19 protein-coding genes are annotated in these 21,094 nt (G+C 70.7%); 7 read left to right on the top strand and 12 right to left on the bottom strand.

The features are described from left to right. Positions 1 to 171: 171 nt before the first annotated feature. Positions 172 to 1,401 carry a threonine synthase gene (locus ABT367_RS33630; protein ID WP_352257069.1) on the bottom strand — a complete coding sequence of 410 codons (1,230 nt, stop codon included), beginning with the start codon at positions 1,399 to 1,401 and terminating at the stop codon, positions 172 to 174. Between the two features lie 9 nt (positions 1,402 to 1,410). Continuing rightward, entirely contained in the window at positions 1,411 to 2,100 is a 690-nt protein-coding gene (locus ABT367_RS33625) for a GNAT family N-acetyltransferase (RefSeq protein WP_352257068.1), read from the bottom strand. Positions 2,101 to 2,205: 105 nt separating this feature from the next. Here ABT367_RS33625 and ABT367_RS33620 point away from each other — a divergent pair, with 105 nt between their 5' ends. Then, positions 2,206 to 2,589 carry a DUF6578 domain-containing protein gene (locus tag ABT367_RS33620; protein ID WP_352257067.1) on the top strand — a complete coding sequence of 128 codons (384 nt, stop codon included), beginning with the start codon at positions 2,206 to 2,208 and terminating at the stop codon, positions 2,587 to 2,589. A 124-nt stretch (positions 2,590 to 2,713) separates the two neighbouring features. Here the strand turns inward: ABT367_RS33620 and ABT367_RS33615 are convergent, their stop codons facing one another. After that, a complete protein-coding gene (locus ABT367_RS33615) occupies positions 2,714 to 3,136 on the bottom strand; it encodes a MarR family winged helix-turn-helix transcriptional regulator (RefSeq protein WP_352257066.1) in 423 nt (140 codons plus the stop codon). Positions 3,137 to 3,341: 205 nt separating this feature from the next. Here ABT367_RS33615 and eno point away from each other — a divergent pair, with 205 nt between their 5' ends. Further along, positions 3,342 to 4,640, top strand: a complete 1,299-nt coding sequence (gene eno, locus ABT367_RS33610; RefSeq protein ID WP_352257065.1) for a phosphopyruvate hydratase — start codon at positions 3,342 to 3,344, stop codon at positions 4,638 to 4,640. A 109-nt stretch (positions 4,641 to 4,749) separates the two neighbouring features. On the opposite strand, the gene ABT367_RS33605 is transcribed toward eno, so the two are convergent. From ABT367_RS33605 to ABT367_RS33585, 5 genes are all read right to left on the bottom strand, one after another. After that, positions 4,750 to 5,589: a carbohydrate ABC transporter permease gene (locus tag ABT367_RS33605; protein WP_352257064.1), complete on the bottom strand. Its 840-nt coding sequence runs from the start codon at positions 5,587 to 5,589 to the stop codon at positions 4,750 to 4,752. After that, entirely contained in the window at positions 5,579 to 6,544 is a 966-nt protein-coding gene (locus ABT367_RS33600; RefSeq protein ID WP_352257063.1) for a carbohydrate ABC transporter permease, read from the bottom strand. Before ABT367_RS33600 ends, ABT367_RS33605 begins: the two co-directional genes overlap by 11 nt. Before the next feature lie 7 nt (positions 6,545 to 6,551). Further along, positions 6,552 to 7,811, bottom strand: coding sequence for an ABC transporter substrate-binding protein (locus tag ABT367_RS33595; protein ID WP_352257062.1), 1,260 nt, complete (start codon positions 7,809 to 7,811; stop codon positions 6,552 to 6,554). A gap of 15 nt (positions 7,812 to 7,826) precedes the next feature. Next, a complete protein-coding gene (locus ABT367_RS33590) occupies positions 7,827 to 9,422 on the bottom strand; it encodes an FAD-dependent oxidoreductase (RefSeq protein WP_352257061.1) in 1,596 nt (531 codons plus the stop codon). A gap of 101 nt (positions 9,423 to 9,523) precedes the next feature. Next, positions 9,524 to 10,549, bottom strand: coding sequence for a LacI family DNA-binding transcriptional regulator (locus ABT367_RS33585; RefSeq protein ID WP_352257060.1), 1,026 nt, complete (start codon positions 10,547 to 10,549; stop codon positions 9,524 to 9,526). A gap of 346 nt (positions 10,550 to 10,895) precedes the next feature. On the opposite strand from ABT367_RS33585, the gene ABT367_RS33580 reads away from it, so the two are divergent. The 3 genes from ABT367_RS33580 (at position 10,896) to ABT367_RS33570 (ending at position 15,156) form a co-directional block, all read left to right on the top strand. Further along, positions 10,896 to 11,912, top strand: a complete 1,017-nt coding sequence (locus ABT367_RS33580) for a LacI family DNA-binding transcriptional regulator (protein WP_352257059.1) — start codon at positions 10,896 to 10,898, stop codon at positions 11,910 to 11,912. 71 nt (positions 11,913 to 11,983) lie between these two features. Further along, entirely contained in the window at positions 11,984 to 14,188 is a 2,205-nt protein-coding gene (locus tag ABT367_RS33575) for a glycosyl hydrolase family 28-related protein (protein WP_352257058.1), read from the top strand. Further along, a complete protein-coding gene (locus ABT367_RS33570) occupies positions 14,185 to 15,156 on the top strand; it encodes a glycoside hydrolase family 26 protein (RefSeq protein WP_352257057.1) in 972 nt (323 codons plus the stop codon). The genes ABT367_RS33575 and ABT367_RS33570 overlap by 4 nt, the downstream gene beginning before the upstream one ends. On the opposite strand, the gene ABT367_RS33565 is transcribed toward ABT367_RS33570, so the two are convergent. Then, positions 15,153 to 16,319 carry a serpin family protein gene (locus ABT367_RS33565; protein WP_352257056.1) on the bottom strand — a complete coding sequence of 389 codons (1,167 nt, stop codon included), beginning with the start codon at positions 16,317 to 16,319 and terminating at the stop codon, positions 15,153 to 15,155. The genes ABT367_RS33570 and ABT367_RS33565 overlap by 4 nt on opposite strands. Positions 16,320 to 16,791: 472 nt before the next feature. Here ABT367_RS33565 and trpS point away from each other — a divergent pair, with 472 nt between their 5' ends. Continuing rightward, the gene (trpS, locus tag ABT367_RS33560) at positions 16,792 to 17,886 is read left to right on the top strand and encodes a tryptophan--tRNA ligase (protein WP_352257055.1); all 1,095 of its coding nucleotides are present in this window, start codon (positions 16,792 to 16,794) and stop codon (positions 17,884 to 17,886) included. 44 nt (positions 17,887 to 17,930) lie between these two features. On the opposite strand, the gene ABT367_RS33555 is transcribed toward trpS, so the two are convergent. The 3 genes from ABT367_RS33555 to ABT367_RS33545 form a co-directional block, all read right to left on the bottom strand. Next, on the bottom strand, positions 17,931 to 18,551 hold the full coding sequence (locus ABT367_RS33555) for a hypothetical protein (RefSeq protein WP_352257054.1): 621 nt from the start codon (positions 18,549 to 18,551) through the stop codon (positions 17,931 to 17,933). 199 nt (positions 18,552 to 18,750) lie between these two features. Beyond that, on the bottom strand, positions 18,751 to 19,554 hold the full coding sequence (locus ABT367_RS33550; RefSeq protein WP_352257053.1) for a class I SAM-dependent methyltransferase: 804 nt from the start codon (positions 19,552 to 19,554) through the stop codon (positions 18,751 to 18,753). Continuing rightward, complete coding sequence (locus ABT367_RS33545; protein WP_352257052.1) at positions 19,554 to 20,543, bottom strand: carboxymuconolactone decarboxylase family protein; 990 nt, start codon at positions 20,541 to 20,543, stop codon at positions 19,554 to 19,556. Before ABT367_RS33545 ends, ABT367_RS33550 begins: the two co-directional genes overlap by 1 nt. 365 nt (positions 20,544 to 20,908) lie before the next feature. On the opposite strand from ABT367_RS33545, the gene ABT367_RS33540 reads away from it, so the two are divergent. After that, positions 20,909 to 21,094 (top strand): hypothetical protein (locus ABT367_RS33540; protein ID WP_352257051.1); only part of this gene is annotated, 186 nt, incomplete at its 3' end.

Raw genomic sequence — 21,094 nt, 5'->3', positions numbered from 1 at the left:
GCGGCGGTACGGGCCGTCCTGGACGAGCTGCGGCCCGGGCCGGTCCCGGCATGACGGTGTGCGCGGTGGCCGGCCGCCTCCGGACGGCAGACAGGCCGGTCCGCCCGTACGGCAGATCAGGCCGGCCGCCTCCGAACGGCAGATCAGGCCGATCCACCTTCGTAAGGAAGTTCAGGCCGATTCGATGCCCGCCGCGGACAGCCGGTCGAGGACCGAGTCCCAGGCCGGATCGACCGGGGCGAGCGTGCGGCCGCCCACTCCGATGTCCTTGAACCCGCTCGACGTGGTCACACACACCACCGGGCCCTCGACCTGGGGCGCCGCGGAGCGCAGTCCCGCGAGGCCCGCTGCCGCCGAGAGCTCCGACCACAGGCCCTGTCCGGCCAGTTCCTCCTGAGCCGCGCGGAGTTGTGTGTCGTCCACGAGGAGCGGACGGCCGCCGCTGCGTTCCAGGGCCAGCACGCCGCGGTAGCTGTTCACCGGGCAGTCGATGCCGTACGCGTCCGTCGCGCCGACCGGTACCTGGACGCCCGGCACCTTGCGCCGGACCGCTGTGGCCAGCGGTCCGCCCGCCGCCGGCTCGCAGCTGTACAGCGGCGGGACCCGGTCGGTCAGGCCGAGCTCCCGGAGCTCGGCGAAGCCCTTCCCGATACCGAAGAGCAGCTCGCCGTAGCCGGTCGGCACGAACACGGCGCCCGGTACGCCGACTTCGGCGGCGATCTCGTACGCGACGGTCTTGTACCCCTCGGGCCCGAAGGAGCTGCCGGTGTGGAATGGCGTGAGGTTGCTGACCGGGAAGAACCCGAAGCGCTCCACGATGCGCTCGGTCAGCGGCCAGCGGCGCTCGACCGGTACGGGCAGCACGACCGCGCCGTACGCGGTCAGGAACGAGGCGACCGCGGGCGGCAGTTCGGCCGACCCGAGCACCACGCAGCGCAGACCCGCGCGGACCGCATAGGCCGCCGCGGACGCGCCGTGGTTGCCGGACGAGGCCACCACGATCCCGGGTGCGTCCACGCCGAGCGCGGCGCTCACGGTGCAGCGGTTCAGGCGGTCCTTGTGGCTCCACGTGGGGTTGCGGGACTCGTCCTTGACGTACACGCCGCCGCCGATGTCGATCAGCGGAGTCCCGCCCTCGCCGAGCGTGGGCGCGAGCAGCGGGGGCAGCAGCGCGCTCCAGCGGTCCAGGCCCGCTCCGGCACGGGAGCCGGTTCCGGAGCCGGTTCCGGACAAGAAGCCCGCCGGGACGCGCGTGTGGTCGTACTCCACCTCCACCGGGTACGACATGGCGTCCGAGCTGGTGCGCGGGCAGCCTTTGAGCAGCGGGGGCCACAGCGGGTAGCGGATGTCCGGGTCGCCGAGGGAGCGTTGGGCGATGGCCAGGGATGCGGTTGCCGGCATGACCGGATCCTAGGCGGTGCGGTCCTGCCCGCCGCTGTCGTGGCTTGTGGCACCGAACGACGGGAGGCAGGCCGCGAGCCCCTCCACTTCGACCGGCACCTGCTGCGTCTCCTGCCACTGCTCGGCCGTCAGGCGGAGGCGGTACACCACGGCGGCTGCTCCGCGTACGGCATGGCGCTCCACGCCGTCGTCGCGGTAGCCGAGCTTGCGGGAGACCGTCAGCGAGGCCGTGTTGTGGTCGTGCGCGCCCGAGACGGCGTGCAGGGCGCCGAGTCCCGCGAAGGCCAGATGGAGAACGGCTGCGCGCATCTCCGTTCCCAGGCCCCGGCCTTGGTGGGCCCTGCCCAGCCAGGAGCCCGTGCTCACCTCGCGGCACACCGCGAAGTCCCGGGCGCTGATGCCCTGCGTACCGACGACGATGCCGCCGTGCAGCACCACGAGGTTCAACACCCAGTCCTCCGGCTGCCATACACCCCAGCAGCGCCAGTGGTACTGCAGCACGTCGCGGGCGCGCTGCGCGGGCTCGGCGTCGGTCCAGGGCACGGTGAAGGGCTGCACCGCCGGGTCGTGCACACCGTCGGCGGCCAGCGAGCCGAGCGCGGCGAGCTCGTCCAGGTCCGGCAGGCGCAGCTCGAGCTGCGGCGTGGTCAGCCGCAGGCTCGCGAGCGGCCAGTGGGTGAGCAGGGGCAGCGAGGTCATGCCCCGGAATTCTTCTCGCCCGCGGGCCGCCGGGCCACCGGATTTCCGAGTGCGGCGGTGCGCCGTCGCACACGGCGGGCGCCGTCGCGCTGATAGACACGTCCCATGGGTGCGATGACGGTCTGGATGGACAGCTGGCAGATGGAATGCTGCGGCACGCCCTTCTCCATCGGGGAGCGGGTCGACTGGGCGGTGCGCGAGCCGGACCGCAACTGGCTTGCCCGTGTGCTCGGTTCACCGGCCGCCGAGCAGGTGGACGCCGCGGAGGAGCACCACGGCGACGTGGACCCGGAGACGACGCACCGGGCGACCGGAACGGTGACCGGAATCCAGTACGTGCACTGCCGTTACGAGCGGGCGCAGGACGGGACGGGGCATGCGGTGCCGGGGAGCGGGACGCTCACGGAGGTGCACGAGGCGGAGAAGTGGGTGCGCGACAGCGGGGAGTCCCAGTTCGTCGGGTATCTGGTGCAGGTGGACCAGGACTGATCGCCTCAGCAGCCAGCAGCCAGCAGCCAGCAGCCAGCAGCCAGCTGTCGGCAGTAAGAGGGCAGCGGTCAGCAGTCGGCAGTCAGAGGGCAGCGGTCAGCAGAGAGCAGCCGGAAGACCCGATTCAGCGGGCGGCGAGACGGTTCAGAAAAGCCACGGTGTGGGCCAGCGACTCCCGTTCCTCCGGGGAGAGTTCGCCCTCGATGGCCTGAGCCAGCCAGCCGGCCCTGCGACCCCGTTCCGCCTCGAGGGCGGCCCGCCCCGTGGCGGTCAGCTCCACCAGCGTCTTGCGCTTGTCGGTGGGGTGCGCCCTGCGTGTGATGTGCCCCTGCTCCAGAAGCAGCCCCACGGCGCGCGCCATGGACTGCGGCCGCACGCGCTGGTCGGCGGCCAGGTCGCTGGTGGTCATCGCGCCGTCGCGGTCGAGGGCACCGAGCACGGCCACCTGGCCGACGGGGAGCTGGTCCTCGTGCTTCACGCGCCGCGCGAGCTTGCCCATCACGGTGCGCAGCTCAGCCGCGAGGGCGGCGGATTCCGGGGTGGGCATGCCCCAGCTTAACCCAGCAGCCGAACTGCGCAGCTGAGCTGCACAGCACAACTGCACAGCACAACTGCACAGCGAAACTGCTCAGCAAAACTGCGCAGCAATGCTGTACAGTTTCGAGCGTCAGCCCGACCCCGCGCCACCGTCGTCGCAACGAAGCAGGTCGAGGCAACCGACAACGGGAAGGGCCCTCCGCGCCATGAACCCCATGCCGTCCATAGCCATCCGCACCGCCATCGCCGCCGTCACCGCCCGCCAGATCATCGACAGCCGCGGCAATCCCACCGTCGAAGTGGACGTCACCCTGGAGGACGGCTCGCTGGGCCGTGCCGCGGTCCCCTCCGGCGCGTCCACCGGCGCACGCGAAGCCGTGGAACTGCGCGACGGCGACCCGCTGCGCTGGCACGGAAAGGGCGTCGCCGGGGCCGTGGCCCACGTCAACGGCGAGATCGCGGACGCCGTGCGGGGCCGCGCCGCCGAGGACCAGTCCGGCCTCGACGCCGCCCTTGTCGCCCTCGACGGCAGCGCGGACAAGTCCCGGCTCGGCGCCAACGCCCTGCTCGGTGTCTCCCTCGCCACCGCCACGGCCGCCGCGGCGGCCCACCGGCTGCCGCTCTACCGCTACCTCGGCGGGGCCGACGCCCACCTGCTCCCGCTGCCGATGATGAACATCGTCAACGGCGGTGCGCACGCCGACAATCCGCTGGACTTCCAGGAGTTCATGATCGCCCCGGTGGGCGCGGAGACCTTCGCCGACGCCGTACGGATCGGCTCGGAGGTCTTCCACACCCTGCGCCGCGACCTGCTCACGGCCGGCCACGCCACGGGTGTGGGGGACGAGGGCGGATTCGCCCCGTCCCTGCGTACCGCCGAAGAGGCGCTCGACTTCGTGGTCCGCGCGATCGAGCGGGCGGGCTACCGGCCGGGCGCGGACATCGGTCTGGTGATGGACCCGGCGTCCTCGGAGTTCTTCAAGGACGGTGTGTACGACTACGCGGGCGAGGGCGTACGGCGCTCACCGGCCGAACACGCCGCGTATCTGGCGAAGTTGATCGACGCGTACCCCGTCGTCTCCATCGAGGACCCGATGGCCGAGGACGATCTCGACGGCTGGCGTGAGCTGACGGCTCAGGTGGGCGACCGCTGCCAGCTCACCGGCGACGATGTGTTCTGTACGAACGAGACGCTGCTGCGCGACGGCATCCGCACCGGCGTGGGCAACTCGATCCTGGTGAAGGTCAACCAGATCGGCACGCTCTCCGAGGCCCTGGCCACGGTCCGTACCGCGCACCGCGCCGGCTACACGGTCGTCATGTCGCACCGTTCCGGCGAGACGGAGGACACCACCATCGCGGACCTGGCGGTGGCGACGGGCTGCGGACAGATCAAGACGGGCTCGCTGTCCCGCTCGGACCGTACGGCGAAGTACAACCAGCTCATCCGGATCGAGGAGGAGTTGGGCGACTCGGCCCGGTACGCCGGCGCCCAGGCGCTGAGCCGCAGCTGACTCGTACAGCCCGTACGGCCCGAGTGGCAGGAACCGGCGCGCACCGCCCCCACAGCGATGCGCGCCGGTGTCTCAGGGCCCCCGTCACTCAGCCCGTCGGCAAACGCCGTCACTTCAGCCCTGTGTGCGCCAGACCTTCCACGAACTGCCGCTGCGCGAACACGAACACCGCGAGCACCGGGAAGGCGGTCAGTGAGGCCGCCGCGAGCTGCACGTTCCACATCGGGCCGCCGTACGCGTCCACGTACTGCGTCAGCGCCTGCGGGAGCGTGAACATCTCCGGAGTCGTCAGATAGACGATCGGTTCGAGATACAGATTCCAGCTGTGCAGGAAGGTGAAGATCGCCACCGCGGCCAGTGCGGGTCGGGCCAGCGGCATCGCGATCCGCCAGTAGATGGCGAACCGGCCGAGGCCGTCCATCCGCGCGGCCTCCTCCAGCTCACCCGGCAGCGCGATGAAGAACTGCCGCATGATGAAGGTCGCGAGCACGCTGGGCGCGCCGAGGATCGGCACGAGGACCAGCGGCCAATGGGTGTCGATCATGCCCCAGTTGTTGAACATCTGGAACAGCGGGACGATCGTGACCTCGCTGGGGATCAGCAGACCGGTCAGGACGACCAGGAAGAGGACGTTCTGGCCGCGGAAGCGGATCCGCGCGAAGGCGTAGCCCGCCATCGACGACACGATCAGCGTGCCGAGCGTCACCGCCACCGCGATGTACATGCTGTTGAAGTACTGCTGACCGAACGGCTGCAGCTCGAAGACCTTCTCGTACGCGGAGGCCGTGGGGTTGCCCGGCAGCAGCGACGGCGGGAAGGCGAAGACCTCGCTCACCGGCTTCAGCGAGGAGCTGGCCATCCACCAGGTCGGGAAGACGAACGGGACGCAGAGGACAAGCAGCACCCCGTAGAGCACGAGCTTGGCGCGGGGCGAGAGCTTACGACTCATGGAAGACCCACTTCTTGCGCATCTGCCACTGGATCACGGTCAGCACGAGCACGATCACGAAGAGCAGGACCGAGAGCGTGGCGCCGTATCCGAAGTGATGGAACTTGAAGGCCTGTTGGTACAGGTAGTAGACGAGGACCGTCGTCGAGCTGTTGGGTCCGCCCTGCGTGAGCACCGCGATCTGGGCGAACACCTGGAGTGAGCCGACCACTGTGATGATCGAGGTGAGCAGCACCGTCGGGCTGATCATCGGCATCGTGATCTTCCAGAACTGCCGCCAGCGCCCGGCGCCGTCCATCGTGGCCGCCTCGTAGAGCTCCTTCGGTACGCCCTGCAGCGCGGCCAGGAAGAGCACCATGTTCAGGCCGACGTTCTTGAAGACCTGCACGACGATCACCGAGGCCATCGAAGTGCCTTCGCTGCGCAGCCAGTTGGGTCCTTCGACGCCGATCATGTCGAGGCCCGCGTTGATGCCGCCGTTCTTCTGGAGCAGGAAGCCCCACACGATCGTCCAGGCGACGAGCGAGACGACCACCGGGGAGAAGAACAGGGTGCGGAAGACCACGCTGCCGCGCAGTTTCTGGTTGAGCAGCACCGCGAGCGCCAGGGCCAGCGTCAGGTTGAGGACGACGAGCCCGATGGAGAAGAGCGCCGTGGACTTCAGGACGCCGGGCAGCTTCGGGTCGTCGAGCAGCTTCTGGTAGTTGTCCCCGCCCACCGAATGGAAGGTGCCGGCAAGGACGTTCCACTCGTGGAAGCTGTACCAGACGACCAGGCCGAGCGGGATGAGCACGAACAGTACGGAGCCGATCAGCTGCGGTGCGATGAAGAGATAGCCGGCCAGCTGATCCCGGCGCCGGGCGGTCCAGAACGGCCGCTCGGCCCGGGGCCGGCCGCCCTCCCCGCCGCCGGACTTGCCGGCGGCGGAGGTGCGGGGTCGTTCAAGGGTCTTCATGGGCAGGTCACTGCTCCAGCAGAGGCTTGATCGCGGTGCAGACGCCCTGAAGGACCTTCTGCACGTCCGCGTCCTTCTTCCACAGCGGGTCCAGAGCGCCGCGCACCGCGTCGCCGATCTCCGCCTGTCCGCTGTGGACCGGCTTGACCTTGCCCTTCTCGATCCCGTCGATCACCACGTCCGACAGCTGCTTCTCGCTGAGCTTCGGGTTCGACTTGGCGAGGGTGGCGGCGTCCAGCTGGGAGCTGCGGGCCTGCGGGAAGTACGCGCCGAGCTTGGCCGAGTTCTCCTTGTTGGTCATGAAGGCCAGGAAGCCGTCGGCCTCCTTCGCGTGCTTGCTCTGCGCGAGGCGTGCGATACCGGCCTGTCCGATGACGTCGTACTCGCCCTTGGGGCCCTCGGGCAGCGGTACGAAGTCCCACTTGAACTTGTCCTCGAGGAGCGAGGCACGGCTCATCTGCGTGACGGTCATCGCGGACTCACCGGCGAAGAAGTCGGCGGAGGTGCCGGGGGCCAGCATCGACTCGTCCTCGAAGATCGCCTTGTGCAGCGAGGTCATCGCCTCGACCATCTCGGGCTTGTCGAAGCCGCAGGTCTTTCCGTCCTCGGACCAGGCCTCGGCACCCCAGCCGCCCCAGTACTGGGCGAGGTTGTCCCACGTCTTGTAGTCGAAGTCGCGGATGACCATGCCGGTCTTGCCGGTCTTGTCGTGCACCGCGCCGCCGAGCTTGGAGACCTCGTCCCAGTTCCACTTGCCCTGCGCGATGAGCTCGGCCGGCGTGGGCTGCCCGGCCTCCTTCAGCATGTCCGTATTGACGAACACACCGAACGGCGAGGTGGAGAACGGGTAGGCGTACAGCTTGCCGTCCTGCTCCCAGATCTTCTTGGCGGACGGCAGGATGTCCTTCTCGTCGTCGACCTTCACTTCGGCGAGCGCGCCCGAGGAGACGAAGTCGGCCGACGAGTTCTCGAAGATCCACGCCAGGTCGGGGGACTTGCCGCCGGCTATCTGCGTGGTGAGGGTCGTCGTGTAGTTCTCCAGGGGCAGCACGTCGAACTTGATGGACTTCACGTCCGGGTTCGCCTTGCGGTACTCGTCGGCGATCCCGTTGAGCAGCTTCATGTGCTCGGGGCTGCCGGACCAGACGGTCATCCGCAGATTCACGGGACCGTCCGACGCGGTGTCGGATCCACCGCCGCACGCCGTGAGCGCCAGGACCGAACTGGCGGCGAGTGCGACGAGCGAGATGCGGGTCTGCTTACGCATGAGGGGTGCTCCTGATCAGTAGCCGCTGATGTCGGGCCAGCGCAGCTCCACGCCATGTGAAGTGAGCAGACGCTGGAAGGTCTCGAGCCGTTCGGGGGAGTTGCGCACGGCACGCGGGCTGAGCCCGTGCTCGACGCAGTGGGCCGCGAGCAGACCTGCGGCCTCGCCGATGTTCCACTCGACGGGGTGCAGCCGGTAGCAGCCGTTGGTGATGTGGGTGGTGCCGAGGTTCTTGGAAGCCGGCAGCAGGTTCTCCATGCGCTGCGGGATCAGCGAGCCGAGCGGGATCTCGAACGGGCTGGACGGCACGTCGATGTAGTTGTCGCCGCCGGTCGAGGGGTGCAGGTCGATGCGGTACATCCCGATGCCGACGGAGTCGCCGTAGTTCACGGCCCCCTTGCCGCCGCGCACGTCCAGGGAGAGATCCTGTTCGACGACGGTGTACTCGGCCTGGATACGGCGCGATTCGCGGTGGTACGGGGCCTGCGCGAGACCGTCCGTGGAACCGGTGACGTCGCCGCGCAGCCTGAGGCCAGGGAAGCCGGTGCCGCCGTCGGCGCGCGGGGCCTCGGTCTGCATCCAGTACAGCATGCTGAACGAGAGCTCCTTGGCCCGCGCCAAGTGCTGTGCGGCGTCCGGCACATCGATGGCCGGACCCTCCAGATAGTCGATCATCGGCCAGTTGACGAGCGTGATGTCACTCGCGTACGCACCCGGCGTGAACATCTCGCGGGCCGCGATCCGCCGGAACGTCCACAGGTTCATATCGCCGCCGCTGACCCGCTGGTCGGCGATCACGGACAGCGGATCGTCCCCCGGGTTCGGGGTGAAGCCGCGCTCGACGACGTCCAGGGTGCGCGGGTGCGGCGCCCGGAAGGAGAGCAGCGGCGCGCCCCAGAAGGAGGGTTCGTACGCGCGCCAGAAGTCGTACGAGGCCGGCTTGTCGATCGTGTGGTCGCCGTCGACGTGGTCGAGTGCGAAGCAGTACGACACGGCCTGCATGTTGAGCGGCTGCGCCTCGTCCGGTGCGCTGGGCTCCCCGGTGTCGGACTGTGCCTCGAACCCGGTGACGTACTCCGTGCCGGTGAGCGGCAACAGTTCGCCGGTCTCGGTGGCGTCCAGGACATAGGACCCGGTGAGGGTGAGCCGCTCGCCGGTGTCGCGGTGCTCGACGGTGACCGAGGTGACCCGGTCGCCGTCCGTCTCGGCGGCGACCGGCCGGTACGGCTGAAGGACGGTCAGCCGGCCCGAACCGCGGTACGGCGCGAGCATCGCGTCGATCACGGCGACCGATACGCGCGGCTCGTGGCACAGCCGGCTGACATGGCCAGCACCGGGGTTGAGGTCCCGGCGGGCACGGGCCGCCTCCGTGAGCGGGTAGTGGCGCCGGTAGTAGTCGCGGACGCCTTCCCGAAGGGCGCGATACGAGGCGGTCGCGCCGAACTGCTCGATCCAGGTGTGCTCGTCCGGAGGCACGGCCTGGCTGGTGAGCTGCCCGCCGAGCCAGTCGTACTCCTCGGTGAGCAGCACGCTCCGGCCGGCCCGCAGCGCGCCGAGCGCCGCCGCGACACCGCCGGTACCGCCGCCTATGACGAGGACGTCCGCTTGCATGGGTCTCCTTTGTGCGGAAGGAACTTGTGCTTGTTCGGTGCGGTTCTTGCGTGCTGGTGCTGGTGCTGGTGCTGGTGCTGGTGCTGGTGCCGGTACGGGCGTCAGTGGCGCGGCGGTGGCGCGAGCGTCTCGCCCTCGACCGGCCGGCAGGCAAGCAGCCGCTGGGTGACCGTCGCCTGGCCGTGCAGCATCTCCGTCAGGAGGTCGACGGCCTGGCGGCCCATCTCCTGGCGGGGGATGGTGAAGCCCGTGTAGTCCAGCGGGGCGTCGACCGGGGTGGTGGGATCGCCGAGCGCGATCACCGACAGGTCGTCGGGGATACGCAGACCGCGGCTGCGTGCCGCCTCGGTCAGCTCGACCGCGTCGGACAGGAAGTCGACGAGCACCGCGGTGGCGCCCGCCGCGAGGATCCGCTCAAGACGGTCGACCGGGTCCGGAAGCTCGACACCGACCTGCAGCGCGTCCTCGCCGGCCGCCCTGCGGAAGCCCTCGAGGCGGTCCGCCGAGGACTCGGCCACGGCGCCGGGACCGACGAACGCGAACCGCTCGTGCCCCAACGCGCGGGCCCGGTCCACCTGTTCGGCGGTCGCGGCCACATAGTCGGCGCCGACGTACGGCACCGGCAGCCCGTCCGCGTCGTCACGCCGCCCGACACAGACGAACGGATAGTCCTCCGTGACCAGGCGGCTGAGCTCCGCGGACGGGATCGCCCGGCCGAGCAGGACGCAGCCGTCGGCGACCCTCAGGCGGTTGTTCTCGTGGAAGATCCGCCGGATCCCGTCCTGCACCGGAGCGCTGGTGAACAGGAGCAGATCGCAGCCGCTCAGCTCGGCGCTCTCCTCGATCCCGCGCAGGAACGGGTAGTAGAAGTCGGCGCTCGTGGAAGGGAACACCGGCTCGTAGGTGAAGACACCGAGGATCTGGTTGAGCTGCTGGAGCATCCGGCGCGCCAGCGGGTCCGCCGCGTAACCGGTCTCGCGGATCACCCGCAGTACACGCTCCCGGGTTTCGGGCGCGATACGTGCCGCGTCGGGCCGGTTGTTGAGCACCAGCGACACCGTGGTCTGGCTGACACCCGCGAGCCGTGCGATATCGCGCTGGGTGAGCCGGCCGGGAGCCTGAGGCATGGGAAGGAAACCCCTCACGTAGAGTGGCTAATACGTATTGCTTGGAGCAGATGCCGAGGAAGCTAGGTGCGGATCACGCGCCGCGTCAAGGGTGTTGCAGCAGGAGTAATACGGATTAGCGGGCGATCACCGGGGGCTGCCGCGGTGTCACGCAGGGCAAGTGCCCAGGCCGCGACGGTATTTCGGCCACGGTGACGCCTTTCGGTAATACGGATAACGACTGCGCAACCCTTGACACCCTCACTCCGCAGCGATGAGCATCCCTGCCCAGACGGCCTTGACGGACAGCCGGTCCGGAACGGTTCGTTATGCGCATAACAACGCGATGGGCGGGGGAGGTGCACCGATGACCGCACGGGTGACTCAGGCCGACGTGGCCCGGTTGGCAGGGGTGAGTCAGGCAACCGTCTCGCTTGTCCTGAACGCCGAGTACGACCGGGTGGGCGACGCCACCCGCCGCCGAGTCCTCGACGCGATCACCCGTACCGGATACGCCGCGAACCCGCTCGCCCAGCGCCTGGCACGGGGCCGCAACCAGATCGTGGGCGTCTTCACGTACGAACCCGTCTTCCCCTCCACGAGCGCCGACTTCTACTTCCCGTTCCTGCGCGGGGTGGAGGCCGAGGCCGAACGGCGCGCCTGTGACCTGCTGCTGTTCACCAGCGCCCCGGTGCGGGACGGCCGCCGGGGCCTCACCGGACAGGGCCGCGCACGGCTCGCGGTCACCGACGGCTGTGTGCTGCTCGGTCGCGGTGAGGACAAGGCCGAGCTGGCGCGCCTGAGCGAGGACGGCTTCCCGTTCGTGTTCGTCGGCCGCCGGGAACTGCCCGGCGGGGCGGACCTCGCGTTCGTCGGCGCCGACTACGTCCGGGCCACGGCAGACGTCGTACGGGTCTTCCTCGGGCACGGCCATCGGCGCATCGGCTTCGTCGGCGCCCCGGGCGGCCGCGAGGCGCACCAGGACCGGCTCGACGGCTATCGCACCGCGGTACGGGAAGCCGGGCTGCGCCCCCTGACCATCGACCCCGCCGAACTCACCCCGGACGAGATCGTCGACCTCGCGCACGACAACCGGCTCACCGGCCTGCTCCTCGCCGAGAGCCACCGTGCCGAGGAACTCCGTGCCGCGGCCGGGCGCCGAGGACTCGACGTTCCGCACGATCTCTCGCTCGCCGTGCTCGGACAGCCCGAACTGCCGCTGCACAGCGATCTGAGCTGGACCGGATTCCGTATCCCGCGCGAGGAGATGGGCGAAGGGGCCCTCGCGCTGCTCACCGAACTGATCGACGGCCGGGCGGCCGAGCGCCACCGGCTCCTGCCCTGCTCCCCGCAGCCGGGGGAGACCGTGGCCGCCGCACCCTGATCACCGCGGAACCTTCCGCGGCGCCTTCCTTCGTGTCATCCCAACTACCCGCACAGTAGAGGGAGTTCCGCATGCCCCCGGACCACCGCAGCCTGTCCAGACGCGGCTTCGTGGCGCTCGGCGCCGGTGCCGCCGCCGTACCGCTGCTGCCGCAGCCCCCGACCGCGGCGGGAACGCGTTACCACGACCCCGTCGCGTACCGCTCGATCCATACAAGCCGTCCCCCGGACCCGACCGCCGTCCTGCTCGGCGGCCCCGGCTTCGAGGTGCACGCGGACGGCGTCGGCGATGACACCGCCGCCGTGCAGGCCGCACTCGACGAGGCCTCCCGGCGCGGCCAGGCCAACGGGCTCGGCGACATCCTGCTCGGCGCCCGCGACTTCCCCGAGGGCGACGGCGGCGGAGTCGTCCTCGTCCCCGCGGGCACCTACCGGCTGACCTCGCGGGTGACCGTGCCCGACTCGGTGCGGGTGATCGGATACGGCGCGAGGCGCCCGCTGTTCGTCCTCGGCGCGCACACCCCCGGCTACGCCGACGGCACCCCGCGCGAGATGTTCGGCTTCCTGCGCCGGCCGGTCGGCGGGCCCGTCTCGTACGCCAACAACGACACCTTCGGCTCGGCCCTGATCAACCTCGATCTGCGCATCGAACCCGGCAACCCGGACGCGATGGGTGTCCGCTTCGGCGGCGCGCAGCTGTGCATCCTGCAGGACCTGGACATCGAGGTCGGCGAGGGCCTCGCGGGCATCGACCACAACGCCAACCTCATCCAGCGCGTACGGGTCTTCGGCGGCGAGGTCGGCTTCCAGGCGTACGCCGCGTCGGCGGGCTGGCAGACCACGCTGCTCGACTGCCGTTTCGAGGGGCAGCGCAGGGCCGCGGTCACGATGTTCAACGACGCCAAACTCACCGTCGTACGAGCGGTGATCGCCCGCACCCCGCGCGGCTTCGCGTCCTTCCCCGGCCAGTGGCAGCACCTCTACGTCGAGAACTCGCACTTCGACGCGGTCACCGACGCGGTGGCGGTGCTCAACGACAGCACCTCGATCCCCGGCGCGGAGAACGACCTGATCCGCCTCGGCAACCAGCTCACGCTCCTCAACTGCACGACCAACGCCACCGAGACCCTGCTCCTGCGCGCGCAGAGCGGCACCCGCACCAGCGGTCCCGGCAGCGGAATCGTCCGCGAACTCACCTACGGCCTGCGCATCGAGAACGCGCTGAGCACGGACGAGTCGCGGCGCGACGGCGTGTATCTCGCGCATACGAGAGGTGTCACGGGCGACCGCATCCGCGCGACGCTCCGCACCGATGCCACCCCGCCCCCGCCCGTCGAGGACTGGGTGAGCGTCGCCGAGGTGGCCGCACGGATGGGGCGCGCGATCGGTCAGGGCGCCGACGACCTCGCGGTCTTCCAGGCCGCCGTCGACCGCCACGACACGGTCTTCGTCCCCATCGGCCGGTACCACCTGAGCGGCACCCTCACCTTGCGCGCCCGCTCCCGCCTGATCGGACTGCACCCGCGCCAGACCTGGCTGCGCACGGTGGACGCCCACCCGGACTTCAGCGACCCCGACCGGCCGCGCGCCCTGCTCTCCACCCCGTACGGCGGACGCAACCACGTCAGCGGCCTCGGACTCGACACCGCCGAGCAGACCCCGGGCGCCGTGAGCCTGCTGTGGCGCTCAGGGCCCGGCTCCCAACTGGCCGACATCACCACGCAGTTCGTGAAGTGGCACCCCGACGGCGCAGCCGAGACCGGCAACCCCGGCTACACCTACCGCGGCCGCCACAAGCACAGCATTCAGGTGCGCGGCGGAGGCGGCACCTTCGCCAACATCTGGAGCGCCAACGGCTGGTCCGACAACGGCTTCCTGGTGGAGGACACCGCCGTACCCGCGCGCCTGTACGAGCTGTCGGTCGAGCATCACGAACTGCGCGAGGTGGTCCTGCGCTCCGTGGCGAACTGGGACTTCCTCGGACTGCAGACCGAGGACCACATCCACGGCTGGCGCTCCCAGGCCGTCGAGCTCGACCGCTGCCGCGATCTGCTCTTCGCCAACTCCGTCTTCTTCCGCGTCGCGACAGTCCTCGGCCCGCACCCGTACGCGATGAGCGTCCGCGACAGCCGGCGCATCACCCTGCGCGGGAACCGTGGATACCGGGACAAGACACCGGAGTTCACCCAGTGGGGCGCGGCGGTCACCGATGCGCGGACCCAACGCCTCGTGCCCGAACCGGAGTTCACGCTCATCGCGATCGGGGGCGGACGATGAACCGCGGGCGGACGACGAGCGGCCTCTCCCGCCGCGCCTTCGGCCTGGGCGCCCTCGCGGTGTCCGCGGCGCCGATGCTCGGCGCCGCCCCGGCACAGGCCTCGGCATTGTCGGCAGCGTCCCTGATCCCGGCCTCGGGCGCGCACTTCGGCGCGTACAACTACATCGGTGACGACTCCGGGGTCTCGGCACCCGAGCCGCTCGAATCGAAGATCGGGCACACGCTCGGCATCAACCACTGCTTCCAGATGTACGACGCGTCCCCGCCCCTCGCGCGGATGCGCACCGACATCGCGGCGGGCCGTATCCCGATGCTGTCGTGGGCGGCCGGTGACACCGCGCGCCTGCGGGCGATCCTCGCCGGCACCCACGACACCTGGATCGACGACCAGGCGCGGGCGCTCGGCGCGCTCGGAGCCCCGCTGCTGATGCGCTTCACCTGGGAGTTCGACCTCCGGTACACCGACACCGGGCTTTTCAAGGACGTGTGGCAGTACGTGCACGGGCGGTTCGCTGCTCCCGCGCCGCAGGTCGCGTTCGTGTGGTGCCCGACGTGGCGGGCGTTTCGCGAGACGGCCAAGGCGGAGCCGTTCTACCCGGGTTCGGCGTACGTCGACTGGATCGGCGCGGACGGGTACGCCCGGCCGCGTCCGCAGGAACCGGCGTATGACTACCGGCCGTTCACGTCGATGTTCGACGCGGCGCACGCGTTCGCCCTCTCGTACGGGAAGCCGTTCATCGTCGGTGAGACGGGCGTGCACCGGGCGGACACGAACCCGGTGCAGGCGGCGTGGCTGGGCGCGGCGCACACCGCCGTCAAGGAGTCCTTCCCGGGCCTCAAGGCCCTGGTCTACTTCCACCGCGACGGCACCGACGCGGACGCGCACTGGCGGGTGACGGTGCCGGACGGCGGCGTGGCCCAGCGAGCGTTCGCGGCGATCGCGGCCGACCCGTACTTCACGCCTTAGCGGCGGCCCTTGTCGGGGTACGGAGTCGGGTCGGCGACCCAGCCGGCCGTGAGGACCAGCCGGGACGTGCGGTGCACAGTGAGGAAGCCGAAGGGCCGGTCGAAGCGGGCCGTGAGGCGGCGCACCGTGTACCGCGGCTGCGGCGGTGCGGAGCCGGGCGCGGCCATGACGACCGAGACGGCCGCGGACTCGAAGCCCTTGGCGTCGAAGACGGCGAGGGCCGACTGCGCCGCCTCCTGGACCGCCAGCGGGCGCGGTCCGATCCCGGGGAAGTGACCGCTGCTCCCGTCGGAGGCGGTGACCAGGCCGTACAGCGCGGCCTGCGCCATCAGATCGTGCTGCGCCCCGATACGGAACGGGCTGGTGGTGACATGGAGCTGGGGCCGGTCCGGGCGGAAACTGCGCTCGTCGGTGACCGACACTCCGGGCCCGGGTTCGCCCAGCGGCAGACGGTCCCCGGTGACCGCGTCGCCGTGCAGCGAGTCGATGCCCTGCGACAGGACCTCGGACGGTGTCCACTCCTCGGGCCCGAGCAGCAGATGCACATCGACTCCGGTGCTGCCGAGGACCCTGAGGACCGTGAGCGGTCCGGACGAGGTCTCGGCGACGGACAGGCGGTCGAGCAGGGAAGAAGTCCGGTGCAGGCCGAGCAGCGGGCGGTCACGCCAGGGTCCTTCCTGCGGCCACAGCAACGTCTCGGTGAACGGACGCAGCCAGCGCGTACGGACCAACTGGGCGCCCGCGAGCACGAGTTGGGTCGAATCATCCACCCGTACGGGCATCGAAGGGATCAGACCGTCGGTGTGCCTGGCCGTCCACGCGTCGAGCCGCTTCTGGCTGACCGCGGGATCCTTGTCAAGGCGGCCGGTCAATCCGGTGGGCAGCCGCAGTGTCCACTCCGGATGCAGCGGAAGCTCCTCGGCGGTCCAGAAACCCAGCGCGGTGCGTGTCCCGCGTATCGAGGCGAAGGCGTCGAGCAGATCGTGCGCCATCCGTATCGCACGGTCGGCCCGTACCCCGACCGCCTCCTCCAGCTCCTCCCGTGCGGGCCCGGCGGCGGGATCCGCGAGCAGCGCGAGCAACGGCCACAGACTGGGCGCGGAGAACACGGTCGCCTCCGCCCCGGGCAGCGCTTCGGCCCACCGCCGCGTGAGTCGGTTCACGGCACCTACGGTCTCGGCCTTCGGCTGCATGGGATCCCCCCGGGTCGACAGGTTGGCGGTGATCATAAACCCACAGATCTTTCAGCCTCTGCGGCGCTTGAGGAGATCCTTCAGCCCCTCCGGCGTTTGAGGAGATCCGCACGAAGTGCGGATGCGGGGTCCGGGGCGGAGCCCCGGTTTCGGGAAGGGGCGGGCAGGGGAAATCAGCCCGCCGCAGGCGCCACGCACCCACACCCGGCAACGAGACCGCACCCCGCACCCGGCCGAAAGACGGATGCGCCCCCGGCACCCCCTCCCGTACCCTGAACCCATGTCGATCACGTGCTGTCTGCGCTGGTGGCGCTCCCTCTAGGAGCGGCCACTGACCAGACACACCCCGGGCCGTGCCACACGGACGGCCCGGCCCCTGCTCGCAGTGGACCCCTCGGCCCGTTCCGGCCCGGACACCCACTCACTCGCGGCAGGAGACACCATGCAGACCGACACCGTGCAGACCGACACCATCACCGGCACCAGCCTCACCACCGACAGCATCTCCGTCGCCCGGCGCCGCAGCGCCGAGCTCGAGGAGCAGATCCGCCGCGACCCCGGACGCTTCCGGGTGCTCACCGGCGACCGGCCCACCGGCCCGCTCCACCTCGGCCACTACTTCGGCACCCTCCGCAACCGCGTCAGACTCCAGGACGCCGGCGTCGAGACCTTCGTCCTGGTCGCCGACTACCAGGTGCTCACCGACCGCGACGTCGCCGAGCGCCAGGCCGAGATCGTCGAGGAGCTGATCCTCGACTACCTGGCCATCGGGATCGACCCCGAACGCTCCACGGTCTTCACGCACAGCGCGATCCCCGCGCTCAACCAACTGCTGCTGCCGTTCCTGTCCTTGGTGTCCGTGGCCGAACTGCAGCGCAACCCCACCGTCAAGGACGAGATCGCCCATTCCCGCCAGTCGGCGGTGAGCGGGCTGATGTTCACGTACCCCGTGCACCAGGCGGCGGACATCCTGTTCTGCAAGGCGAACCTGGTGCCGGTCGGACAGGACCAGCTGCCGCATCTGGAGGTCACGCGGACGGTCGCGCGGCGGTTCGACGAGCGGTACGGGCCGGTGTTCCCGGTACCGGACGCCCTGCTCTCCGAGGCTCCGCTGCTGCTCGGCACCGACGGCACCAAGATGAGCAAGTCCCGGGGCAACGCGATCTCACTGAGCGCCACCGCCGACGAGACGGCGAAGCTGATCAAGGGCGCGAGGACGGATGCCGAACGGCACATCACGTACGACCCGGACCACCGCCCCGAGGTGTCCAGCCTGGTGCTGCTCGCCGCCCTGTGCGAGGGCGGGGACCCGCGGGCGGTCGCCGAGGAGATCGGCGACGGCGGGGCGGCCGCGCTCAAGCGCCGCGTCACGGAGGCGGTCAACACCTTCATGGCCCCGCTGCGCGCCCGCCGCGCCGACTACGCGGCCGACCGTACGTATCTCCGCAAGGTCCTGCGCCAGGGCAACGAGCGCGCCACGGCCGTCGCCGAGACCACGCTCACGGAGGTCCGGCAGGCGATGGGCACGCTGTACTGACAGCACAGCACAGCACAGCACAGCTCGGGTACGGAATGCGGACCTCAGGCCCCCGCGGTGAGCTGCTCCACCGCCGCGCGGGCCGCGGCCTCCGCGCCCTCCTGTATCGACGCGGCGGTCGGGGCCTTGCGGGACTCGAAATCGCAGCCGTTGTACGTGATGGTCACCAGGGCATTGCCCGAGCGGGCCGTCACCACGGCCTCGCGGGTCTGCTGCTTGTCCTTGGTGGTGAGCACGGTCTTGAGCGCGGCGGCGTCGCCGAGGTCCGCCAGCGGCTGCGCGTCGCCCGCGCCGTGCTTCTTGTACGCGGCTTCGGCGGACTTCTGCGAGTCGAAGACCTCGTACGACACATCGAGCCAGCGGTAGTCGAAGTTCTTGAGCGCGCTCCACGAACACGTACGGCGCCGGTCGGGATCGGTGAGCTCTATCTCCTTGCCCGCCGTCTTGGCGCCGGGCACGAGCTTCTTGACCACGGCGGCATCGACCGCGGCACAGGGCTCGGGCGGCTTGTCGTACTTGGCGACAGGCTTCGCCTGAGGTCGGGGGGCGGCGGCCGGCTGGACGTCGTCGGGGGCGTACGGGCCGCTCGTCCAGGCCCAGCCGGCCGTGGCGAGAACGACGACCGGCAGCAGGCGCCCGGCGAGCAGCAGTGGCAGCGAACGCATGGCGTCCACCTCCTGCGGGGGAAACGCGGGGGTCAGCCGCGCGAGAGCGGGGGTGTGAGGGATGACAGTGCCATAAGTGCAGCCGTGGGGAACAGGGGAGCCGGACGAGACGTGGCTCATGTCCCGTCCGGCTGCTGGTTGTTGACTGTTGTTTGGCATGAGCTGGGGTGAATTGTCGGAATCGAAGGCGGGAACAGCCTCAGGGGCGTACGCCCGTCACCAGCCACACGCTCGACGGCAGCCGCACCCCGAGCGGACCCGCATACGGCTCGAACACCTCCGCCATCGCCGAGCGGACCTCGGCGGACACCTCGGCCCGCGCGCCGCGCGAGAGCACGAAGTCCACCGCGTCCTGCGGATCGCTGCCGTAGACGGAGGCGGCGTGCACCGGACGTATCGAGACCTCCGAGAAGTCGGCAAGGACCTCCCGCAGCCGGTCCGGCTCCGAGAGCGAGGCCATCGCGCGGTGGGCCGCCATCACGACCGGGTCCGGCGTCTGCGGCCTCAGCTCGGCAAGCCGTCCGAAGACCCGCGCCTCCACGCTCTGCGCGTCCACCGGCTGCGGACAGATGAAGGCGAACCGGCCGCCCGGCCGCAGCGCCCGGGCCAGGTTGGCGAAGGCCGCCCGGTGATCGTCGAAGAACATCACGCCGCCCCGGCTGATCAGCACGTCGAAGCCGCCCGCCGTGAACGGGTACGTCTGCGCATCCGCCTCCTCGTACCAGAGATTGGGCAGCAGCTCGGCGCGCGCCCGCTCCAGGAGCGGCGCCGAGATGTCCACGCCCACAGCGCGGCCCTTCGAGGCGAGCCTGGCGGCGGCGCGTGTGGTGGCCCCGGCGCCGCAGCCGATGTCGAGGACACGGTCGGCCGGCCGGATCGCCGCGGCCTCGAACAGGGCCGCGTCGAACTCGTTCAGCATCGCGTCGTACCGCTCGTGGTGGTTGGCCCAGTGGGTGCCGACCGGACCGTTCCAGGGGTCGGTCCGCGGGTGTGTGGTGGTCATCAGGACTCCAAGGCGGTCTCGAAGGCGGTCGCGATCCGGTCGACGGCGAGGAAGGCGCCGTAGCCGACCAGGTGCACCAGGCAGTGGTCGGCGTGCTGCGGCGTGCGCCAGGCGGCGACGTCCTCGTCGGTGATGCGGTACGGGGCCAGCGCGGCGAGCAGGGCGAGGCGGGCGCCCGGACGGTCGTCACGGGCGGGCAGTCCGGGCCAGTCGGCCGGTGGATGCTCACCGTTCCACTGGGCCACCTGCGCCTCGACGGCCTTCTGGTCGTCCTCGTCGAGCAGGCCCGCGCCCATCAGGGCGGCGCTCCGCAGCGCGGCGAACGCGTTGCCGACCGGCTGCCCGGCCGCCCAGGTGGGTCCGGCGGCATGGTGGGTGAGCAGCGGGAGGCTGAGCCCCGGCTCGGGGACGCGCCGCACGGCCTTCGACAGGGAGCGGCCGGCGAGGCTGCGCACGGCCCGGTACTTCTGTGCGCCGCCCGGGAACAGGTCGATGGCGAGCAGCGCGGACGCGATCCGGTTGATGAAGTGGAAGGCGAGCGCGGTGCCGATGTACGAGGGCTGTTCGCTCTTCGGCACCGGCGGAGCCGACACCCTGCCGGGCTCGCGGCTCTCCTTCGACCAGGCCAGGATCCGGGCGTACTCCTCGTCCTCGGGCACGCCGTCGGCGGCGACCTGCTCGGCGAGCCGGTGGTCCCCGGTCGCGTGCAGCAGCATCGTGTGGGCGTCCACGCAGAACTGGCAGCGGTTCGCCTGCGATACGCCGAGCGCGGCCAGCTCCTTGCCGGTGCGCGAGCCCTCGCCCGAGAGCAGGGACTCGCGCATCAACGACCAGGCGGAGGAGAGGAGTTCGTCGGATGGCGAGAGGACCTGGAAGGTGGCCAGCTTGTCCATGCCGAAGTCCTCGCCGATCTGGGCGTAGACCTCGGCGGTACGGCCGGTGGCCGACTTGGGCGGAGTGGGCTGTGTGTAGCGGAACGGACCGGGCATCGTGGGCCTCCGTGGGTGGGGGTCGGGCGTCGTACGGTCTGGCGGATTGCGCCGGTGTCGGGCGTCGTACCGTCCGGTGGTCTGCGCCGGTGCCGGACGCTTCGCCGTCTGGCGGGTCACGCCGGTCTCCGGCACCTTTCCGTCCGGTGGACCAGGCGCCTGCCGATGACCTCGATGCTGGCCCCGCAGGGGTGCCGCGGTCGTCGTACGGCCGGACCGACCTGCGGCTGGTGCGGGCGGGGCGGTGCCGGGTGGGGACTACTCCGAGGGGAGTAGCGCAGAATCGGTGCGGGCGGATGACGCGCGGCGGGGGTGTGGGCGTCTAGGGTGCGCGTTCCGGGTGCGTGCAGGGGGAGGGGAGTGCCGTGGCGACCGATGGCGTCGAACCCAACAGGCCGCAAGCGCAGGTGACTTGGCGCGGCAGGGTGGCGGACGGCGTGCTCGCCGCGGTCGTCTGCGCCCTGGTGGTCGCGACAGCCCCGGACGGCGCGGCACCTGCGGCCCTCGCGCTCGCCGCCGTGGGCTCCCTCGCCCTCGCCGGCTACCGCCCG

The organism is Streptomyces mesophilus (assembly GCF_040300965.1).
GTDB classification, from domain to species: domain Bacteria; phylum Actinomycetota; class Actinomycetes; order Streptomycetales; family Streptomycetaceae; genus Streptomyces; species Streptomyces mesophilus_A.
The sequence above is the reverse complement of the archived record's forward strand: the minus strand, read 5'-3'. Positions and strand labels throughout refer to the sequence as shown.

What these genes read in the sequence shown, in the direction of transcription:
- ABT367_RS33600 (WP_352257063.1), bottom strand. Translation starts at nt 6,544, where the DNA reads ATGAAGACCCTTGAACGACCCCGCACCTCCGCCGCCGGCAAGTCCGGC.
- ABT367_RS33615 (WP_352257066.1), bottom strand. Translation starts at nt 3,136, where the DNA reads ATGCCCACCCCGGAATCCGCCGCCCTCGCGGCTGAGCTGCGCACCGTG.
- ABT367_RS33545 (WP_352257052.1), bottom strand. Translation starts at nt 20,543, where the DNA reads ATGCCCGGTCCGTTCCGCTACACACAGCCCACTCCGCCCAAGTCGGCC.
- ABT367_RS33620 (WP_352257067.1), top strand. Translation starts at nt 2,206, where the DNA reads ATGGGTGCGATGACGGTCTGGATGGACAGCTGGCAGATGGAATGCTGC.
- ABT367_RS33575 (WP_352257058.1), top strand. Translation starts at nt 11,984, where the DNA reads ATGCCCCCGGACCACCGCAGCCTGTCCAGACGCGGCTTCGTGGCGCTC.
- ABT367_RS33555 (WP_352257054.1), bottom strand. Translation starts at nt 18,551, where the DNA reads ATGCGTTCGCTGCCACTGCTGCTCGCCGGGCGCCTGCTGCCGGTCGTC.
- eno (WP_352257065.1), top strand. Translation starts at nt 3,342, where the DNA reads ATGCCGTCCATAGCCATCCGCACCGCCATCGCCGCCGTCACCGCCCGC.
- ABT367_RS33625 (WP_352257068.1), bottom strand. Translation starts at nt 2,100, where the DNA reads ATGACCTCGCTGCCCCTGCTCACCCACTGGCCGCTCGCGAGCCTGCGG.
- ABT367_RS33630 (WP_352257069.1), bottom strand. Translation starts at nt 1,401, where the DNA reads ATGCCGGCAACCGCATCCCTGGCCATCGCCCAACGCTCCCTCGGCGAC.
- ABT367_RS33595 (WP_352257062.1), bottom strand. Translation starts at nt 7,811, where the DNA reads ATGCGTAAGCAGACCCGCATCTCGCTCGTCGCACTCGCCGCCAGTTCG.
- ABT367_RS33605 (WP_352257064.1), bottom strand. Translation starts at nt 5,589, where the DNA reads ATGAGTCGTAAGCTCTCGCCCCGCGCCAAGCTCGTGCTCTACGGGGTG.
- ABT367_RS33585 (WP_352257060.1), bottom strand. Translation starts at nt 10,549, where the DNA reads ATGCCTCAGGCTCCCGGCCGGCTCACCCAGCGCGATATCGCACGGCTC.
- ABT367_RS33580 (WP_352257059.1), top strand. Translation starts at nt 10,896, where the DNA reads ATGACCGCACGGGTGACTCAGGCCGACGTGGCCCGGTTGGCAGGGGTG.
- ABT367_RS33570 (WP_352257057.1), top strand. Translation starts at nt 14,185, where the DNA reads ATGAACCGCGGGCGGACGACGAGCGGCCTCTCCCGCCGCGCCTTCGGC.
- ABT367_RS33590 (WP_352257061.1), bottom strand. Translation starts at nt 9,422, where the DNA reads ATGCAAGCGGACGTCCTCGTCATAGGCGGCGGTACCGGCGGTGTCGCG.
- trpS (WP_352257055.1), top strand. Translation starts at nt 16,792, where the DNA reads ATGCAGACCGACACCGTGCAGACCGACACCATCACCGGCACCAGCCTC.
- ABT367_RS33550 (WP_352257053.1), bottom strand. Translation starts at nt 19,554, where the DNA reads ATGACCACCACACACCCGCGGACCGACCCCTGGAACGGTCCGGTCGGC.